This window comes from Kitasatospora gansuensis (assembly GCF_014203705.1).
Classification (GTDB): Bacteria; Actinomycetota; Actinomycetes; order Streptomycetales; family Streptomycetaceae; genus Kitasatospora; species Kitasatospora gansuensis.
This window is the reverse complement of record NZ_JACHJR010000001.1, coordinates 1747411-1762697: the sequence shown is the minus strand read 5'-3', so window position 1 is coordinate 1762697 and position 15287 is coordinate 1747411. Positions and strand designations below refer to the sequence as shown.

The window sequence follows — 15287 nt, the reverse complement described above, 5'->3', positions numbered from 1 at the left end:
TCGCCCCCTGTCCGAAGTCCACCCTCCAGACTGGCCGCACCCGCTGAAGCCCCGCTAAAGCGCCGTCAGACCAGCGCCGGCGTCAGCGGGGCCGGGCTGCGCAGGCGCCAGACGCCGGGGCGGATCTCCAGGCAGCCGGCCGGGTCGTCGTCCGGGTCGTGCAGGCGGCGCAGCGCGCGCCTGGCGTGGGCCTCAAGACGGCGGTCCCGCAGGGTCTGGGCGATCTCCAGGCACTCGGTGAACCTGGACCGCGCCGCCGTCGGACCCTCCGCCAGCAGGGCGGTCAACGCCATGGCCCGCAGCACGTGGTAGCGCTCGCGTGGCCGGCCGGGCGGCAGTGCGGCGAGGGCGGCCGTCAGCAGGGCGGCGGCCTCCGGGACCTCGCCGCCGTCCAGCCAGAGGTCGGCCAGGCCGACCAGTGCCCGGCTCCGGGCGACCTGGTCGCCGCAGTCCTCCGCCACCCGCCGGGCCGCCTCGTAGCGGTCCCGCGCCTCGGCCGTCCGCCGGTGCTGCCAGGCCAGGTCACCCAGCGAGCCGAGCAGCCGCGCCTCGCCGGAGCGGTCCCCGAGCTGCCGGGCGGCGTCCAGCGCGAGGGTGTGGGTCTGCTCCCAGGCCCGCCACCGCGCGTGCGACTCCAGATGGCCGGTCAGCGCGGTGGTCAGCCGTACGGTCTGCTCCCAGAGCCCGGCCAGATAGGCCTGTCGGACCACCTGGGTGAGCGGCCCGAGCTCGCGGGCGAACCACTCGGACGGTGCGTCACCACCGTTGTCCCGGGCCATCCGGACGCCCGCCTGACGCGGATTCAGGACGGCGTCCGCCTCCTCGGCGACCCGGACGTACGCGTCGCACAGCCGCCTGGTGGCCGCCCGGACGGTGTCCTCGCCCTCCTCCTCGGCCAGCCGCTCGGCGGCCAGCAGCCGGAGCAGCTCGGGCAGCCGGTAGCGGCCGGGTTGCGGGCCGTCGTGGTCGGCGGTCAGCAGGTGGTCGTCGGCCAGCGCGTCCAGCAGTCGGGCGGTGCCGACCGGGGTGCGCCGGTCGTGCGGGTCGAGGCCGAGCACCGCGCTGACCGCCCACGGTTCGAAGTGGTCGGGCAGCAGGGCCAGCAGCCGGAAGGTGCGTTGCTCGGTCCGGCCGGCGTCCTGGTAGGCGGACAGCAGTCGCTCCCGGACGTCCAGTCCGCCGATCCGGAGCTCGGACAGCCGGGAACGCCGGTCGCGCAGCCGGCCGGCCAGCGACTCGGCGGACCAGTGCGGCCGGGCGTTCAGCTGCGCCGTGCCGACCCGGATGGCCAGTGGCAACCCGCCGCAGAGTTCCAGCAGTTCGGCCACCGCCGCCGGGTGCTCGGCCGCCCTGGCCGGTCCGGCGGCCGCCTCGAACACGGCCAGCGCCGCGCGCGGGCCGAGCACGTCCAGCACCAGCGGCCGCACCCCGTCCAGACCGGCCGGCAGCCGGCGGCCGGTGACGATCGCGCTGCTGCCCGCCGAGGTGGGCAGCAGCGGGCGCAGCTGGGCCTCCGAGCTGACGTTGTCCAGGACCAGCAACAGGCGTCGCCCGGCCAGCAGTTGCTGTAGGGCCTCGTGCAGATCGGCCGGGTCGCCGCCGGCCGGAACCGGGGCGCCCGCACGGCGCAGCAGGGCCGAGATGGCGGCGGCCGGTTCGAGCCGGCGACCGGGCTCGGGCCGGAGGTCGAGGAAGAGCTGACCGTGCGGGAAGGCGTCGGCGCTGTGGTGGGCGGCGGCCACCGCGAGCGCCGTCTTGCCGACGCCGGGCTGCCCGGCCAGCGCCACGAACGCCCCGGGCGGGGCGGCGCGCAACAGCCGGTCGATCTCGGCCAGTTCGTCCTCCCGGCCGGTGAACGCCGGGTCGGCGGGCGGGAGTCCGTGCACCACCGGCGGCTCGGCGGCCGAGCCGAGGGCCAGCGCCGGTGAGCCGATCGGTTCGGGAGTGGCGAGCTGCCGGTCGCCGGCCAGGATGCGCTGGTGCAGCAGCTGCACGGGTGCGCCCGGCTCGATCGCCAGCTCGTTCACCAGGGTGCGGCGCAGCGCACCGTACGCCCGGAGCGCCTCGGCCTGCCGGCCGGCCCGGTACAGGGCCAGCATCAGCTGGCCGTGCAGCTCCTCCCGGAGCGGGAACTCCTCGACCAGTGAGCGGAGTTCGGGGATCAGGTCGCGGTGCCGGCCGAGCTGGAGGTCGGCCAGGATGCGCTGCTCCAGCGCGGCCGTCCTGGCCTCCAGCAGCCGGACCGACGCGGCGTCCAGCAGCGGACCGTGCGGGGTGTCGCCGAGCAGCGGCCCGCGCCAGAGGGCGAGCGCCCGGCCCTGCAGCTCGGCGGCGGCGGCGTGGTCGCCCGCCTCCAGTGCCTCCCGCCCGCGCTGGTAGAGGCCCTCGAAGGTGGTCAGGTCGAGCTGGTCGGCGTCGATCCGGATCCGGTAGCCGCGGGGCTGGGTGAGCAGCACCGGGGCGCCGTTCTCGGGAGCGGCCCGCCGGAAGATCTTGCGCAGCTGGGAGACGTAGACCTGGAGCGTGGTGGTCGCGGTGCGCGGCGGGTCGTCCTGCCAGAGCTCGTCGATCAGACTGTCGACCGAGACCGTCCCGTTCGCGTTGACCAGCAGCGCGCCGAGCACCCCTCGGACCTTCGCCGCGCCCGGGGTGTACGAGACACCTGGCCCGGCCGCCCCCTCGATCTCCAGCGGTCCCAGGATCCTGAACCTCAACCCGCTCATGTCCACGCCTCGTTTCGCCCGGCGCGTGCCCGGCACGACGCAGCTCTCCCGTTGGTCCGCTCGTTGCGCTCGATCACGTCCGCCCCCGTGGCCCGGTCCTGTGTCGGTGGAATCTCCGACGGCCTGGCCAGGCAGGTCGGAGAAGTACTGGTCGCTCGGACGTTCTGGTCCGTCAGAAGTCCTGGACGACGGTGGTCCTGGCCTCGGCCACGGCCCGCCGGTGCTGGGTCAGGGTCAGGGTGACCGGGACGGCGGGCCGTCCGGCCGCGTCCCGGCCGAGCTGACCGGGGACCACCGCGCAGCGCAACGGCAGGTCGGTCTCGGCGTAGCCGCTGACGTGGATGTCGGTGGCCACCAGGGTGGACCGTCCCGGCGCCAGTCCGAAGGCCCGGGACGCCGCCAACAGCGAGGCCTGGCGCAGCGATTCGAGCAGCAGCGTGCCGGAGACGTGCGGTCCGCCGCCGCCCAGCACCGGGTGGTCGGCGCGGGGCAGCACCCAGGTGCTGAGCTGCCCCCGGGTGCTCTCGGTCGGCTCGCTGATCACCACGTTCTGCGGCGCCGCCCGGCCGACCGAGGTGGGTGGCACCGGCCAGGTCGGGCCGTCCGGCTCGTCCGCCAGCTCGGGCGTGGCGCGGACCGCCCAACTGCTGTGCTCCTGATGGGTGCGGTGCAGCACCGGCGGGACGAACACCAGGCCCGCGCTGCCCGTCCCGCACGGCACGTCGTCGATCTGGACGGACAGGTGGAAGTCGAGCCCGCGCGGCACACCGTGCACCGAGTGGGCGGGGGTGGCCCGGATGTCGGTGGTCATCCGGGCCGGCCGGGACTCCGCCCGCCAGGCCGCGAGATCGGTCAGCTCCAGGCTGAACCGGTAGAACAGGCCGCGCCGTTGCGCGGGCACCCCGAAGTACTGGTGCCCGACGAACTCGCCGATCTCCCGGATCGCCTCGGTGGTCAGCTGGTGGTCGTGGAAGTGTCCGGAACCGTCGTTGAACAGCGGGTGCCGGAGCGGGATCTCCCCGGCCAGCACGAAGCGTTCCTCGCCGTTGCTCGGCGCGTCGAGCAGGTAGTGGTCCCAGGACGGCGGGCAGTGGATCAGGTGCCGGATGTCGTGGCCCGTGCCCAACTCCGCGGTGGCGGCACTCTCGCCTCTCATGCGTCCTCCTCTGCTGCGGCGCCGTGCATCGACCGGGTCGGCTGCCGACCGCCCGTCCGCCAGCGTCGCCGCACCGGACCGGCCGGGGCCAGCACGGCACGGTGGCAGCAAGTTGACTGGCCAGAACTGCCGGTCAGCGCCTCAGTGATGCTTTAGCGGTACTCAGGGCACGGCCCGCAGAGTGGAACCCGTCGGCAGCGCCAGGTGATCCCCCTCCGGGGCGCTCCCGCCCGTCGGGCTCTCTGACCCTTCGTCAGACGGCCCCTGGCCCGCTCCACGGGTTGCCCCCGATCCGTGGAGCAGGGCCACCCGGTCCCGAAGGGCGGCGCAGCCGTCCGTCCAGGCCGACCAGGTGGGCGACCTGCGCCCGGGAGACGATGCCGAGCTTGCGGAAGATCCGGCTCAGGTACGTCTCCACGGTCTTCGCGCTCACGCCCATCCGGCCGGCGATCTGCTGGTTGGTGCACCCCTCGCTGACCAGCAGCGCGACCTGCACCTCACGTCTGCTGAGCCCGGCCAGCCCCGGCGGCTCCGTCCGGTCGGGACCGGCGTCCGCGAGCCCGACGTCCGCGAGCCCGGCGTCCAGGAGTTGCGCGTCCGTGAGCGCGGTGAGCCCGGCCCCTGGCGGCCGTCGGACCGGGACGGCCTCGGCCGTGGCCGGTACGGTGCCGAGGATGCGCAGCGTCTCCTCGACCCGGCGCTGCCACAGCCGGCCCAGGCCAGCCGCCTCCCGCCCGGCGGCGGCCGCCGCCCGGTGGGCGCCCGGGACGTCCCGCCCGGCGAGCCTGATCCGGCTGTGCCAGAGCAGGGCGTCCACCGCCAGCGGCGGGCTGGGGAACCGCCGTCCGGCCGCCACCGCCAGTACCGCCCGGTCGGCCGCTCCGGCCAGGTCCCCGGCCTCCCATCTGGCCCGGGACAGCCCGAGCGCGGTGCGGCCGAGCAGCTGCCACTGGCCGGAGTCGAGCACCGCCTCGAAGGCCCGGCCGAGCAGCGCCTCGGCCCGGTGCCGACGTCCGAGGTAGAGCTCGGCCTCGGTCAGCCAGCGCACCGACTCCAGCCGGTGCAGTGGGAGTTCCCGCCCCGCCAGCCGTTCGGCCGCCGCCCCCGCCACCTCCGCCGCCTCGGCGAACCGCTCGTCGGCGGCGTGCGCGGCGGCCAGCAGCGCCAGCGCGTGGGCCTGCGCGGCGGCGTCGCCCAGCCGGCCGGCCCGGAGGTACCCGTGCTCGGCCCACTGCGCGGCGGTCCGTCCGCCGACCGGGTCGCCGACCTCCAACGCCAGGGCGGCCCAGGCGAGTTCGACGCCCTCGGCGCTCGCCAGCAGCTCCCGGGCGGCCGCCCAGCGGCCCAGCCCGCGCAGCGCCGAGGACTCCGCCTCGGCCGTCAGCTGCCGGTCCTCGGCCGTCCTGGCCCCGGCGTACGCCGCCAGCGCCTCCTCGCCCCGCCCGGCCAGCGTCAGCGCCTGGCCCAACTGAGCTGCGATCGCCGCCGGTTCGCCGGTCTCGGCAGCCCAGCGGCGCAGCCGTCGGACCGCCGCCGCCGGGGCCCGGTACAGGTCGGCGGTCGCTCCGGCCAGCAGCAGCTGACGCTCCGTCGGCCCGAGCGAGGGCGCCCGCTCCAGGTGGGCCGCCGGCAGCCCGGCGGGGGCGCCGGTGCGGCGTAGTGCGGAGACCGCCCGCCCCGCCGCCCCGTACTGCCAGCCGGCCCGGCCGCCGCGCAGCAGCAGCGCCCGCACCGCCGGGTGCCGGAACCGGAAGCCGGGCCCGTCCGGCTCCGGCCGGAGCAGTGCCTCGGCCTGCAACTCGTCGATCGCGAGCAGTACTTGGGCCAGCGGCAGCCCGGCCACCTCGGCCACCGGCTGCGGGGTGACCGCGCCCCCGAGGGTGGCCGCCGCCCAGGCGGTGCGCCATGCGGCGCCGGAGAGCGGGCCGAAGTCCAGCGCCACCGGACCGCCGCCCGGCGTCGGCTGCGCGGTCGCCAGCTCGAACGTGCCGACCGGCTCGGGGTCGGGCCTCGCGCAGGCCCGGAGCAGCCCGGGCACCCCGGCCGCGTCCCGCAGCAGCACCTGACGGTCCACCGGATCGAGCCCGGGCCCGAGCAGCGCGGCCGCCTCGTGCGCCGCCAGCGGCCCCAACTCCAGGTGGTGCCAAGGCTGTCCGCCGCCGGTGCCGCGCAGCGTGGCGAGCCGGTTCGCGGCGGGGGAGTCCCGGTGCGCCAGTACGGTCAGCAGCCGGCCCCTGGGCGGGTGCCGCGCCAGGTGGTCGAGCAGATCCAGCGTCAGCGGGTCGGCCCGGTGGGCGTCGTCCAGCACCAGCAGCAGCCCTGGCCCGTCCGCCAGCAGTTCCAGTACGCTGCGCACCGCCCGGATCAACCAGTACTCGTCCCCTCCGCTGACCTCGGCTCCGGCGCCGCCCAGCGCGGGGAACACCCGGCTCAGCCGGCCCGCCAGCCGGTCCGGCAACTCCAGCCCGGACAGCGCCAGTTGATCGTCCAGCGCGTCCACCACCAGCTCGAACGGGGTGGCGGTCCCGGTCCGCCCGGCCCGGCCGACGGCCACCCGCCAGCCCTCCGTACCGGCCAGCGCGGCCAGTTCGGCCAGCAGTCGGGTCTTGCCGATCCAGGGTTCCCCGCCGACCGAGACGATCCGCGCGTGACCGTCCGCACCCGTGGAGCGGGTGAGGCGCAGGGCCTGTTCCAGCAGCTGCAGTTCCCCCCGTCGCCCCACCAGGGCGTCGCGGTCCGGCTCGGTTGTCATGGCAGGAAGCCTGTCCGGGAAGCCCCTGACACGCCAAGCGTCCGACGCTGTCCGGTAGCGGTGTGGCAGCAAGTGACCCGAGCGATCGGTGCTGTTCGGGAGCCCGGCCGCACCCTGTGGGGGAGAACCCCGACTGGTCCCCGGCGTTTCCGGCCGCCATCCTCGGGAGTCATGGCCATCGAATCCGGGGAGCTCGCACCTCCCGTCCAGGGCACGGCCAACGAGCCGTACCCAGAACCCGTCCATGCTGCCGAAGACGCCCCCGAGCGCTCCCGCCGGGTGCGCTGGGGCTACGCCGCCGGCTCCCTGGTGACCGGCACCTTCAACACCCTGCCCGGACTGCTTCTGCTGCCCTACCTGACCGACACCCTCGGGGTCGGCGCGGCGCTGGCCGGTCTGATCGTGCTGCTCCCCAAGGTGTGGAGCGCCGTGCTCAACCCGCTGGCCGGACGGCTCACCGACCGCACCACCGGACGCTGGGGTGCCCGCCGCCCGTACGTGCTGTTCGGCGGTCTCGCGGTGGCGCTCTTCCTGGCCTCGACCTTCGCCGGGGTGGCCGACGGCACGGCGGGGGTCTGGCTGACGGCGGCCGGATTCCTGCTCACCGCAACCGCGTTCGGCTTCTTCCAGGTCCCGTACGCGGCCATCCCGGCCGACATCACCCACCGCACCGAGGACCGGATCCGGCTGGTCGGCGGCCGGGTGGCGGTGATCGGCCTGGCCGCGCTGGTGGCCGGTGCGGTCGGTCCGGCCGTGGTGGAGGCGGCGGGCGGCGGTCTCGCCGGGCACCGCTGGGCCGGTCTGTTCGGGGCGGGGGTGGTGGTGGTCGGCGCCCTCGCGGCCTTCCTGGGCACGGCCAGGGCCCGGAGCCACCAGGTGCTGTCCAGCGAGCCCAGCCTGCGCCGCCAGCTCGCGGTCGCCCGCGCCAACGGCCCGTTCCGGGTGCTGTTCGCCTGCGCGGTGGTGCAGACCCTGGCGACCGGCTGCTTCCTGGCCGGCGCCCCGTACTTCGCCCGGCACGTGATCGGCGACCCGACCGCCACGGGTGTCGCGGTGGCGGCGTACGTGGCCCCCAACCTGCTCGCGGTCGGGCTCTGGTCCAAGCTGGCCGCCCGGCTCGGCAACCGGGCCGGCTACACCATCGCCAACCTGCTGTTCCTGGCCGGCTGCCTGACCCTGCTGGCCGCACCGGCCCTGCCGGTCGCGCTCGCGCTGCTGCTCTGGGGAGTGGCGGGCGCCGGCCACGCCGGGCAGCTGCTCTGCGCGTACGCGATGCTCCCCGAGTACATCGCCCGGGACACCGCCCGCACCGGCCGCCAACAGGCGGGCGTGTTCTCGGGGGTGTTCGCCACCGGGGAGGTGCTCGGCCTCGCGCTGGGCTCGTTCGCCTACGGCCTGGTGCTCCAGCTGTTCGGCTACGTCTCCTCGGACACCGGCCACGCCGCCGCCCAGTCCGCCGGTGCCGAGCTGGGCGTGCTGCTCGGCGTCACCGTGCTCCCGGCGCTGGCCACCGTGGGGCTGCTGGCCCTGCACCTGCGCCGACGTACCGACCCGGTGGCTACTCCCGGCGCGCCGCGACGAAGTCGGTGACGAGGACGGCGGCGACGGCCAGCCCGGCCGCGAGCACGGCCAGTCCGCCGACCGGCCAGACCAGTTCGGCGGCCGGGCGCCGCCCGGCCAGCAGGGTCAGCAGCGGGTTGAGCGGCGGCAGCCGGGGCACCAGCGGCAGCACCAGGGCCGAGCCGAGTGCCGCCAGCAGTGAGTACCCGGGGCGGCCGACCACCGGCCGGGAGCAGACCAGGCCGAGGGCGATGCCGGTGGCCGCGGCCGTCAGCTGGGCGGCCGCCCCGACCAGCAACTGCACGCCCTGGACGGTGTGGTGGCCCGCGACCAGCGGGTAGGCCAGGCCGAAGAGGGTGAGCAGCAGGCAGATCCCCAGCGCCACCAGCGCGTCGGCGGCGAACAGCCGACGCGCGCTGCCGCTGCTGACGACGGCGATCGCCCGGCCTTGGGGCTCGTCGAGATTGACCAGACTCACCGTCAGCCAACAGGACGTCAGGAACATCGAGCCCGCGCAGACGCCGTACACGGCGGTCAGTGGACCGGAATCGCTGCTGGTGAGCACCGTCACCAGGGCGAGGAACAGCAGCACGGGCGGCAGATACCGCTGGGAGTGCAGCAGCCTGGCCAGCGTGAAGCGGCAGAGCGCGGTCATCGCGAACCGCCCCCGCCGAGCCGCCGCAGCCCGAGGACCGTCCAGCCGTGGCGCAGCGCGGTCAGCAGCAGCGCGTCGGAGTCCGGAGCGGCCACCAGCAGGGTGAGCCGGTCGTTCTGCCGCACCACCTCCCGTACGCCCGCCAGCGCCGACCAGTCCACAAGCTGCTCCCCGCCGGTCAACTCGACTTCGCACAGCTGTACTTGAAGCCGGATCGGCACCACCCGCCCCGAGTCGATCCGGTACGCCCGCGAGGCGGCCGACCAGGACAGCGCTTCCCGGTGCTCGGTGAAGAGCACCGCGCCACCGGCTGCGGCCACCTCGCCGATCAGTGTCACCAGCGTGCCCTGCGCGGCGGCGTCCAGGCCGGACCACGGCTCGTCGAGCACCAGGAGCTCCGGCGGTACCAGCAGGGCCTGGGCGACCGCGACCTTCTGGGCGTTCCCCTTGGAGAGCTCGCGGATCGCGGTGCGGCTGCCGCCCACCAGGGCCAGCCGCTCCAGCAGTTCGCCGGCCCGGGCGGTGGCGGCCCGGCCGGACAGGCCCCGGACCCGGCCCAGGTGCCGAAGGTAGTTCAGGGCGGAGAGCCGCTCGTGCGGCGGGAAGCGGTCCGGCACCCAGCCGACCACCTCGGGCCGCCCCGACACCGCGCCCGAGCTCGGCCGGGACAGCCCGGCCACGATCCTGAGCAGGGTGGACTTGCCGGAGCCGTTGCCCCCGGCGACCGAGACCACCTCACCCGGCGGGAGTTCGAGGTCGGCCTCGACCAGGACCGGGTGCCCGCCCCGGTACACCTTGCCCACCGCCGCCAGACGCAGCACGCCGCAACTCCCCCTCGCTCCGGCGCCGTCCGCCGGGATCAGGCGGGATCGTACGCGGCGGGGAGTAGGACCGGAATGAGGACCGAGTATCGTCCGACCATCGACATATAGCGACAGTAGTCCTATGCTCGCCGCATGACCGAACGTCAACTCCAGGAGCCGACCCGGCTCGTGCTCACCGCACTGGCCGACGCCCCCCGGCACGGCTACGCGATCATCCAGGAGGTGCTGGCCATCTCCGGCGGCCAGAGCCGCCTGAGCACCGGCACCCTCTACACCGCGCTCGACCGGCTGCTGCAGCAGGGCCTGGTCCGGATCGAGAGCGAGCAGGTGGTCAGCGGACGGCTGCGCCGTACCTTCGCCCTCACCGGTCAGGGCCAGGACCTGCTGGCCGAGGAGGCCGGCCGCCTCCGGACCGCCGCCGCCGAGGTCGAACGCCGACTCGCCGCCGCACGGCTGCGCCTGAACGGAGCGACCGGATGACCGACCTGACGAGCGCTTGGACGGGGAGCCATGCCGCCCCGCAGCCGGGCCGCCTGCTGCTCGGCCTCTACCCCGCCCGCTACCGCGCCGCCCACGGCGAGGACATCGCCGCGGTCTTCGCCGACGCCACCGAAGGACAGCCCCGGCGCGCGGTGCTCCGGGAGCGCCGCGACCTGGCCACGCACGCCCTGCGCCTGCGCCTGCGGATCGGCCCGACCGACCCGGCCGGCCGGGTGCTGGCCGGGGCCGCCCCGGTCGCGCTCGCCCTCGCGGCCGGGTTCGCGCTGTACTTCCTGCTGCCCGAGCTGCGTGAGATGGTCCACCGGCTGAGGTACCCGTTCCCCAATCTCGGTCTCCGCTACGCCATCGTGAGCGCGGTCTTCCTGGTGACCACCACCGCGCCGTGGCTGCTCGCCCTCGGGCTCGCCCTGCTGGGGCGGTGGCGGGCCGCCAGGATCACGGTTGTGGTGTCGACCCTGCTCAGCATCGGCGTGTCGAGCGTCTTCGAGCCGCAATCCGTTTGGGTGCTGGGGGAGATGGCGGGTACGGCGCTGGTCGGCGCCCTGATGCTGCTCGCACCGGCCGGTCTGGTGGACGTCACGCAGCGGGGCCGGTGGGAGATGACGGGCCTCGCGCTCGGAGTCGGGCTCCCGATGATCGCGTTGAGCCAGTACGGGGCCGGGCTCTTCGTGGGTACCTCGACGAGCGTGTTCGCCCTGCTGCCGCTGTGGCTGAGCGTGGTGACGGCGGTAGTCCTGGCGGCCCGGCTGTCCGGCCGCCGGCCCGACCGGCTCCTGGCGCTCGGTGTCGGGCTCGGGGTCGTGCCCTGGCTGCTGCGGTTCGTGGTCGGGGTCTTCGCCGAGTCGGACTACCAGCGCATGGCGCTCGGCTATCTGGGAGCCTCCCTCGCCTCGCTCGGCGCGGCCGTGGCACTGGCCGGGGTGGTCCACCTCGTCCGCCGGGGCCGGGCGACCGAACCGTCCGACCCCGCCTGACGGGGCGTCGGTTCAGGCTGCGACGCCCGGCCCTCCCCCTTGCCGGGGGTGGGCCGGGCGCCGCGCCCCACCGAGGACGCGAATGCCGCACGGTAGGCGCGCGGCGTCATGCCCACCCGCTGGAGCAGGTGCCGGCGCAGCGAGTCCGCACCGCCCAGGCCGCTCCGCTGGGCCACCAGCTCCATCGGCAGGGTGGTCGACTCCAGCAACTCCCTTGCCCGCTCGACCCGCTGGGCCACCAGCCACTGCAGCGGACTGTGGCCGGTCTCGGCCAGGAACCGCCGGTTGAGGGTACGGACGCTGATCCTCGCGTGCGCCGCCAGCTCCGCCAACGACAGCGGTTCGGCCAGGCGCTCCAGTGCCCAGCTCCGGGTCGCCGCGAGCGAACTTCCGTCGGCGGCCGCCACCGGCTCGCCGACCACCTGCTCCTGCCCGCCGTGCCGGACCGCCGAGATGACCGTCAGCCGGGCCACCGCGTTGGCCACGGCCGCGCCGTGGTCGGCCCGGACCATGTGCAGGCAGAGGTCGATGCCCGCGGTCAGCCCGGCCGAGGTCAGCACCGGCCCGTCCTCGACGAACAGGACGTCCGGCCGCACCCGGACCGCCGGAAAGCGGTGGGCGAGCGCGCCCGCCTGCACCCAGTACGTGGTGGCGCTGCGCCCGTCCAGCAGCCCGGCCTGGGCCAGCACGAAGGCGCCGGTGCAGATCGACGCGATCCGCGCGCCCCGGGCGGCGGCCGCCCGCAGTGCCGTCAGCACCCGGGGGTCGGCGTCGAAGCGGGCGCCCGAGCCGGTCACCATGACGGTGTCCGCCTGCTCCAGCGCCTCCAGCCCGTGCGGGACGACCACCTGGAGGCTGCCGAGGGTGTCGACCGGCCCGGGTTCGGGCGTGCAGATCCGCACCTGGTAGCCCGGGCCGCCGTTCACCTCCGCCGCACCGAAGACCAGTTCGGGGATGGCGAGGTCGAAGGCGGTGACCGGCGGAACGGCCACCACGGCGATCCGATGCATGGCCAGAACCTCCGGAAGCTTGGCAGCGTGATCACTGTTTCACACCGCCGGCCCGCCGCAGAGTGGAGCCCTCACCAACTCCCGTACCAGCTCCTGGAGATCGCCATGCCCCGTTTCGTCGTCACCGGTGCCGGCTCGACCGGCAGCGCCACCGCCCGCCTGCTCGCCGAACAGGGCGAGAGCGTCCGGCTGGTGACCCGCAGCGGGTCGGGGCCCGAGCACCCCGGGATCGAACGCGTCGCGGCCGACGTCACCGACCCCGACCGGCTCACCGCCCTCATCGAGGACGCGGAGGCCCTGATCAACTGCGCCGCGCCGCCGTACGACCGGTGGAAGCAGGAGTTCCCGCCCTTGGCCGAGGCGCTGCTCACCGCAGCCGAACGCACCGGCGCCCGGTACGTGATGCTCGGCAACCTCTACGGCTACGGGCCGTTGGACGGGCCGGTCACCGAGCAGCGGCCGCCGGCCCCGAGCACCGTCAAGGGCGAGGTCAGGGCCCGGATGTGGGCGGACGCCCTGGCCGCCCACCGGGCCGGCCGGGCGCGGGTGACCGAGGTGCGGGCCGGCAGTTACTTCGGCCCCGGCGCCCAGTCGCTCTTCCTGATCCTGGCGGGCCGTCAGCTGGTCACCGGCGAGCCCGCCCGTTACTACGCCGACCTGGACGCCCCGCACAGCTGGGCCTATCCGGCGGATGTGGCCCGCACCCTGGTCGCCGCCGTCCGGTCGGAGGAGAGCTGGGGCCTGCCCTGGCACGTACCCGCGTTCGCGACGCTCTCCGCCCGGGCACTGGGCGACGCGCTGGCCGCGGCGGCCGGGGCGCCCGCGGCCCGGCTGAGCGCGATGGACGACCGGGAGCTGGCCGAACTCGCCCTGAAATTCCCGGTCCTGGGCGCGGTGGCCGAGATGCGGTACCTCACCCACCAGGCCACCGTGCTGGACTCCACGCACACCGAGCGGACCTTCGGCCTGCGGGCCACCCCCTTGGCGGAGGTGCTGGCAGCGACCGTTAACGACCTGAGCGCCGACCGTCCCTGACCCCGCGTCAAGGACGGCCGACGCACGGTCAGCCGGCCGCCGGACCGGTCCAGCCGGCCGGCACGTGGCCGAGGCGGACCCGCTGCGGGTGGTCGCCGACGGCGGTGGTGGCGGTCCGCAGGCCGGTCGCGAAGTCGATCGCGGTGACCTGGTCGGCGCCGCTCTCGGAGATCACGCAGGACCGGCCGTCACCGCTCACGGTCGCCCAGTACGGCTTCGAGGCGGGCACCAACGGCCCCTCCTGCAGGGTGGCCCTGTCGACCACGGTCGCGTAGTCGTCCATGGTGCCCGCCACGCACAGCTTGTCCCCGGCCGGGCTGACCGAGAGCCCGTGGTGCCGGGAGTCGTTCACCCAGGTGGTGCGGTCCTCGCTGGTCGCGGGGTTCTTCGGCAGGGTCTTCACCCGGGTGACCCGGTCGGCGGCGACGTCGTACTCCACCAGGCCGTTGAAGAACGAGACCTGGAAGTACAGCGCCGACCCGTCGGGCACGAAGGCGGCCGGCCGGACGGCGTCGGACAGGTCGGGCCGCCCGAACGCGTCCAGCCGCTCGCGCATGTCGATCACCTTGACCGGGGCGTAGGTCGCGGCGTCGACCACGGTGATCCGGCGGTCGCCCTTCGTCCAGTCCAGCCAGGGGGCGTCGAGCGCGGTGTTGACCTCGCCGATCGACATGTTCCAGATCCGGGTGCCGCCGTCGGCGAACAGGTTCTCGTGCGGTTTGTCGCCGGTGCGGAACGAACCGAGCTGCGCGCCGGTCCTGATGTCCAGCACGTGCACGGTGTTCGAGGTGGAGGCGGACACGGCCACCCGACTGCCGTCCGGCGAGACCGCCATGTGGTCGGAGCGGTAACCCGACACCGGGAAGCGCCAGTTGATCCGTCCGGTGCTCAGATCGATCGACACCACGTCGGCGAAGCTCGGCCGGGAGACCACCACCGAGGAGCCGTCCGGCGTCGAGTACATGTCGTCGACGAACTGGTCGTGCCCCTCGCCGGGCCCCAGCCGGATGCCGAGGAAGTACGCCAGCTTCACCGGGTTGAGGTAGATCTCGGTCAGCCGCTGCTCCTTGTCCGGAACCACGTTCACCCGGCCGATCCTGGCCAGGTCACCGCTGGAGCGGATCACGTCGGCGGTGCCGTCCCAGTTGTTGCCGACGAACATCACCTCCCGCAGCGCGGTGCCGCCCGGCTCGGCGTTCGCCGTGGTGCCGGCGGCGGTGCCGGTGACCAGCAGGCCGAGCGCGGCCGCGATCCCGCCGAGGGCTCGAACGTGCGGGAATCGTCCGGGAGTTCCGGAACGCCTGATTTCGGTGCGGGACATCGCGGCTCCTTCGCCGGTGCACACGGAAGTCTGAAACGACGGATAGTCAGATTGGCGCTACCCGACGGTAAGGAGAGCGCGCAGCCCCTGGCAAGACCCCGGTACGCGACAATCGGCGGGGGACTGCGAAAGGCGGGGCGGTGGGACAGGCCACGGGTACGTACGGCGGCAGGTCGGCGCAGGAGCGGCGGACCGAACGGCGGGAACGCTTCCTGGCCGCCGCACTGCAGCAGTTCGGCGACCGGCCCGGCTACCGGGCGGCCTCGGTCGCGGGGCTCTGCGAGGAAGCCGGACTGTCGACCCGTCAGTTCTACGAGGAGTTCCGCAACCTGGAGCAGGTGCTCGCCCAACTGCACCTGCTGGTCAACGACCGCACCGAACAGGCCGTCCTGCGGGCCCTCACCGACACCGCCGGCCTCACCTTCGAGCAGCGGATCGGCGCCGTGCTGCGCGCCTACATCGCGGCCGCCACCGACGACCGGCGCCGCCTGCGGATCGCCTTCGTCGAGATCATCGGCGTCAGCGAGGAGCTGGAACGCCAACGGCTCACCCGACGCGCACTGTGGGTGCAGCTGATCGTCGCCGAGGCCGAGGCCGCCGTCGGCCGCGGCGAGATCGCCCCCCGGGACTTCCGGATCGCCGCCACCGCCTTCATCGGCGCGGTCAACGGCCTCCTGCACGACTGGACCGCCGGCCAGTTCGACGCCACCCTCGCCCAGGTCGTCGACGAACTGGTGGCCCTGCTGCTGGGATCGGTCCGCCGCCCGGGGGGCTGA

The 15287-nt window shown here is 74.9% G+C and carries 12 protein-coding genes; 5 read left to right on the top strand and 7 right to left on the bottom strand.

Annotated features, from left to right (window positions below):
• Positions 1-65: 65 nt before the first annotated feature.
• From F4556_RS07975 to F4556_RS07965, 3 genes are all read right to left on the bottom strand, one after another.
• The gene (locus tag F4556_RS07975; protein WP_184912876.1) at positions 66-2723 is read right to left on the bottom strand and encodes an AfsR/SARP family transcriptional regulator; all 2658 of its coding nucleotides are present in this window, start codon (positions 2721-2723) and stop codon (positions 66-68) included.
• Positions 2724-2895: 172 nt separating this feature from the next.
• Entirely contained in the window at positions 2896-3879 is a 984-nt protein-coding gene (locus tag F4556_RS07970; RefSeq protein WP_184912874.1) for an AfsA-related hotdog domain-containing protein, read from the bottom strand.
• Between the two features lie 253 nt (positions 3880-4132).
• Positions 4133-6631 carry a helix-turn-helix transcriptional regulator gene (locus F4556_RS07965; RefSeq protein ID WP_184912872.1) on the bottom strand — a complete coding sequence of 833 codons (2499 nt, stop codon included), beginning with the start codon at positions 6629-6631 and terminating at the stop codon, positions 4133-4135.
• Positions 6632-6802: 171 nt separating this feature from the next.
• Here F4556_RS07965 and F4556_RS07960 point away from each other — a divergent pair, with 171 nt between their 5' ends.
• Positions 6803-8221, top strand: a complete 1419-nt coding sequence (locus F4556_RS07960) for an MFS transporter (RefSeq protein WP_184912871.1) — start codon at positions 6803-6805, stop codon at positions 8219-8221.
• On the opposite strand, the gene F4556_RS07955 is transcribed toward F4556_RS07960, so the two are convergent.
• Positions 8190-8846, bottom strand: coding sequence for a hypothetical protein (locus F4556_RS07955; RefSeq protein ID WP_184912869.1), 657 nt, complete (start codon positions 8844-8846; stop codon positions 8190-8192). The two genes, F4556_RS07960 and F4556_RS07955, sit on opposite strands and share 32 nt — an antisense overlap.
• Positions 8843-9667 carry an ATP-binding cassette domain-containing protein gene (locus tag F4556_RS07950; protein ID WP_313068203.1) on the bottom strand — a complete coding sequence of 275 codons (825 nt, stop codon included), beginning with the start codon at positions 9665-9667 and terminating at the stop codon, positions 8843-8845. The genes F4556_RS07955 and F4556_RS07950 overlap by 4 nt, the downstream gene beginning before the upstream one ends.
• A 135-nt stretch (positions 9668-9802) precedes the next feature.
• On the opposite strand from F4556_RS07950, the gene F4556_RS07945 reads away from it, so the two are divergent.
• Both F4556_RS07945 and F4556_RS07940 read left to right on the top strand, forming a co-directional pair.
• Positions 9803-10150 carry a PadR family transcriptional regulator gene (locus F4556_RS07945; RefSeq protein ID WP_184912867.1) on the top strand — a complete coding sequence of 116 codons (348 nt, stop codon included), beginning with the start codon at positions 9803-9805 and terminating at the stop codon, positions 10148-10150.
• Complete coding sequence (locus tag F4556_RS07940) at positions 10147-11145, top strand: hypothetical protein (protein ID WP_184912865.1); 999 nt, start codon at positions 10147-10149, stop codon at positions 11143-11145. The genes F4556_RS07945 and F4556_RS07940 overlap by 4 nt, the downstream gene beginning before the upstream one ends.
• Here the strand turns inward: F4556_RS07940 and F4556_RS07935 are convergent.
• Positions 11040-12155, bottom strand: coding sequence for a GlxA family transcriptional regulator (locus F4556_RS07935; RefSeq protein ID WP_184912863.1), 1116 nt, complete (start codon positions 12153-12155; stop codon positions 11040-11042). The two genes, F4556_RS07940 and F4556_RS07935, sit on opposite strands and share 106 nt — an antisense overlap.
• Before the next feature lie 105 nt (positions 12156-12260).
• Between F4556_RS07935 and F4556_RS07930 the strand changes: the two genes are divergently transcribed.
• Positions 12261-13190 carry an NAD-dependent epimerase/dehydratase family protein gene (locus tag F4556_RS07930; RefSeq protein WP_184912861.1) on the top strand — a complete coding sequence of 310 codons (930 nt, stop codon included), beginning with the start codon at positions 12261-12263 and terminating at the stop codon, positions 13188-13190.
• 28 nt (positions 13191-13218) lie between these two features.
• Here the strand turns inward: F4556_RS07930 and F4556_RS07925 are convergent, their stop codons facing one another.
• Positions 13219-14511, bottom strand: a complete 1293-nt coding sequence (locus F4556_RS07925; protein ID WP_221503555.1) for a YncE family protein — start codon at positions 14509-14511, stop codon at positions 13219-13221.
• A 140-nt stretch (positions 14512-14651) separates the two neighbouring features.
• Between F4556_RS07925 and F4556_RS07920 the strand changes: the two genes are divergently transcribed.
• Entirely contained in the window at positions 14652-15287 is a 636-nt protein-coding gene (locus F4556_RS07920) for a TetR/AcrR family transcriptional regulator (RefSeq protein WP_184912859.1), read from the top strand.

Coding starts and splice junctions, on each gene's coding strand:
- F4556_RS07975 (WP_184912876.1), bottom strand. CDS start 2,723: ATGAGCGGGTTGAGGTTCAGGATCCTGGGACCGCTGGAGATCGAGGGG.
- F4556_RS07970 (WP_184912874.1), bottom strand. CDS start 3,879: ATGAGAGGCGAGAGTGCCGCCACCGCGGAGTTGGGCACGGGCCACGAC.
- F4556_RS07965 (WP_184912872.1), bottom strand. CDS start 6,631: ATGACAACCGAGCCGGACCGCGACGCCCTGGTGGGGCGACGGGGGGAA.
- F4556_RS07960 (WP_184912871.1), top strand. CDS start 6,803: ATGGCCATCGAATCCGGGGAGCTCGCACCTCCCGTCCAGGGCACGGCC.
- F4556_RS07955 (WP_184912869.1), bottom strand. CDS start 8,846: ATGACCGCGCTCTGCCGCTTCACGCTGGCCAGGCTGCTGCACTCCCAG.
- F4556_RS07945 (WP_184912867.1), top strand. CDS start 9,803: ATGACCGAACGTCAACTCCAGGAGCCGACCCGGCTCGTGCTCACCGCA.
- F4556_RS07940 (WP_184912865.1), top strand. CDS start 10,147: ATGACCGACCTGACGAGCGCTTGGACGGGGAGCCATGCCGCCCCGCAG.
- F4556_RS07935 (WP_184912863.1), bottom strand. CDS start 12,155: ATGCATCGGATCGCCGTGGTGGCCGTTCCGCCGGTCACCGCCTTCGAC.
- F4556_RS07930 (WP_184912861.1), top strand. CDS start 12,261: ATGCCCCGTTTCGTCGTCACCGGTGCCGGCTCGACCGGCAGCGCCACC.
- F4556_RS07925 (WP_221503555.1), bottom strand. CDS start 14,511: ATGTCCCGCACCGAAATCAGGCGTTCCGGAACTCCCGGACGATTCCCG.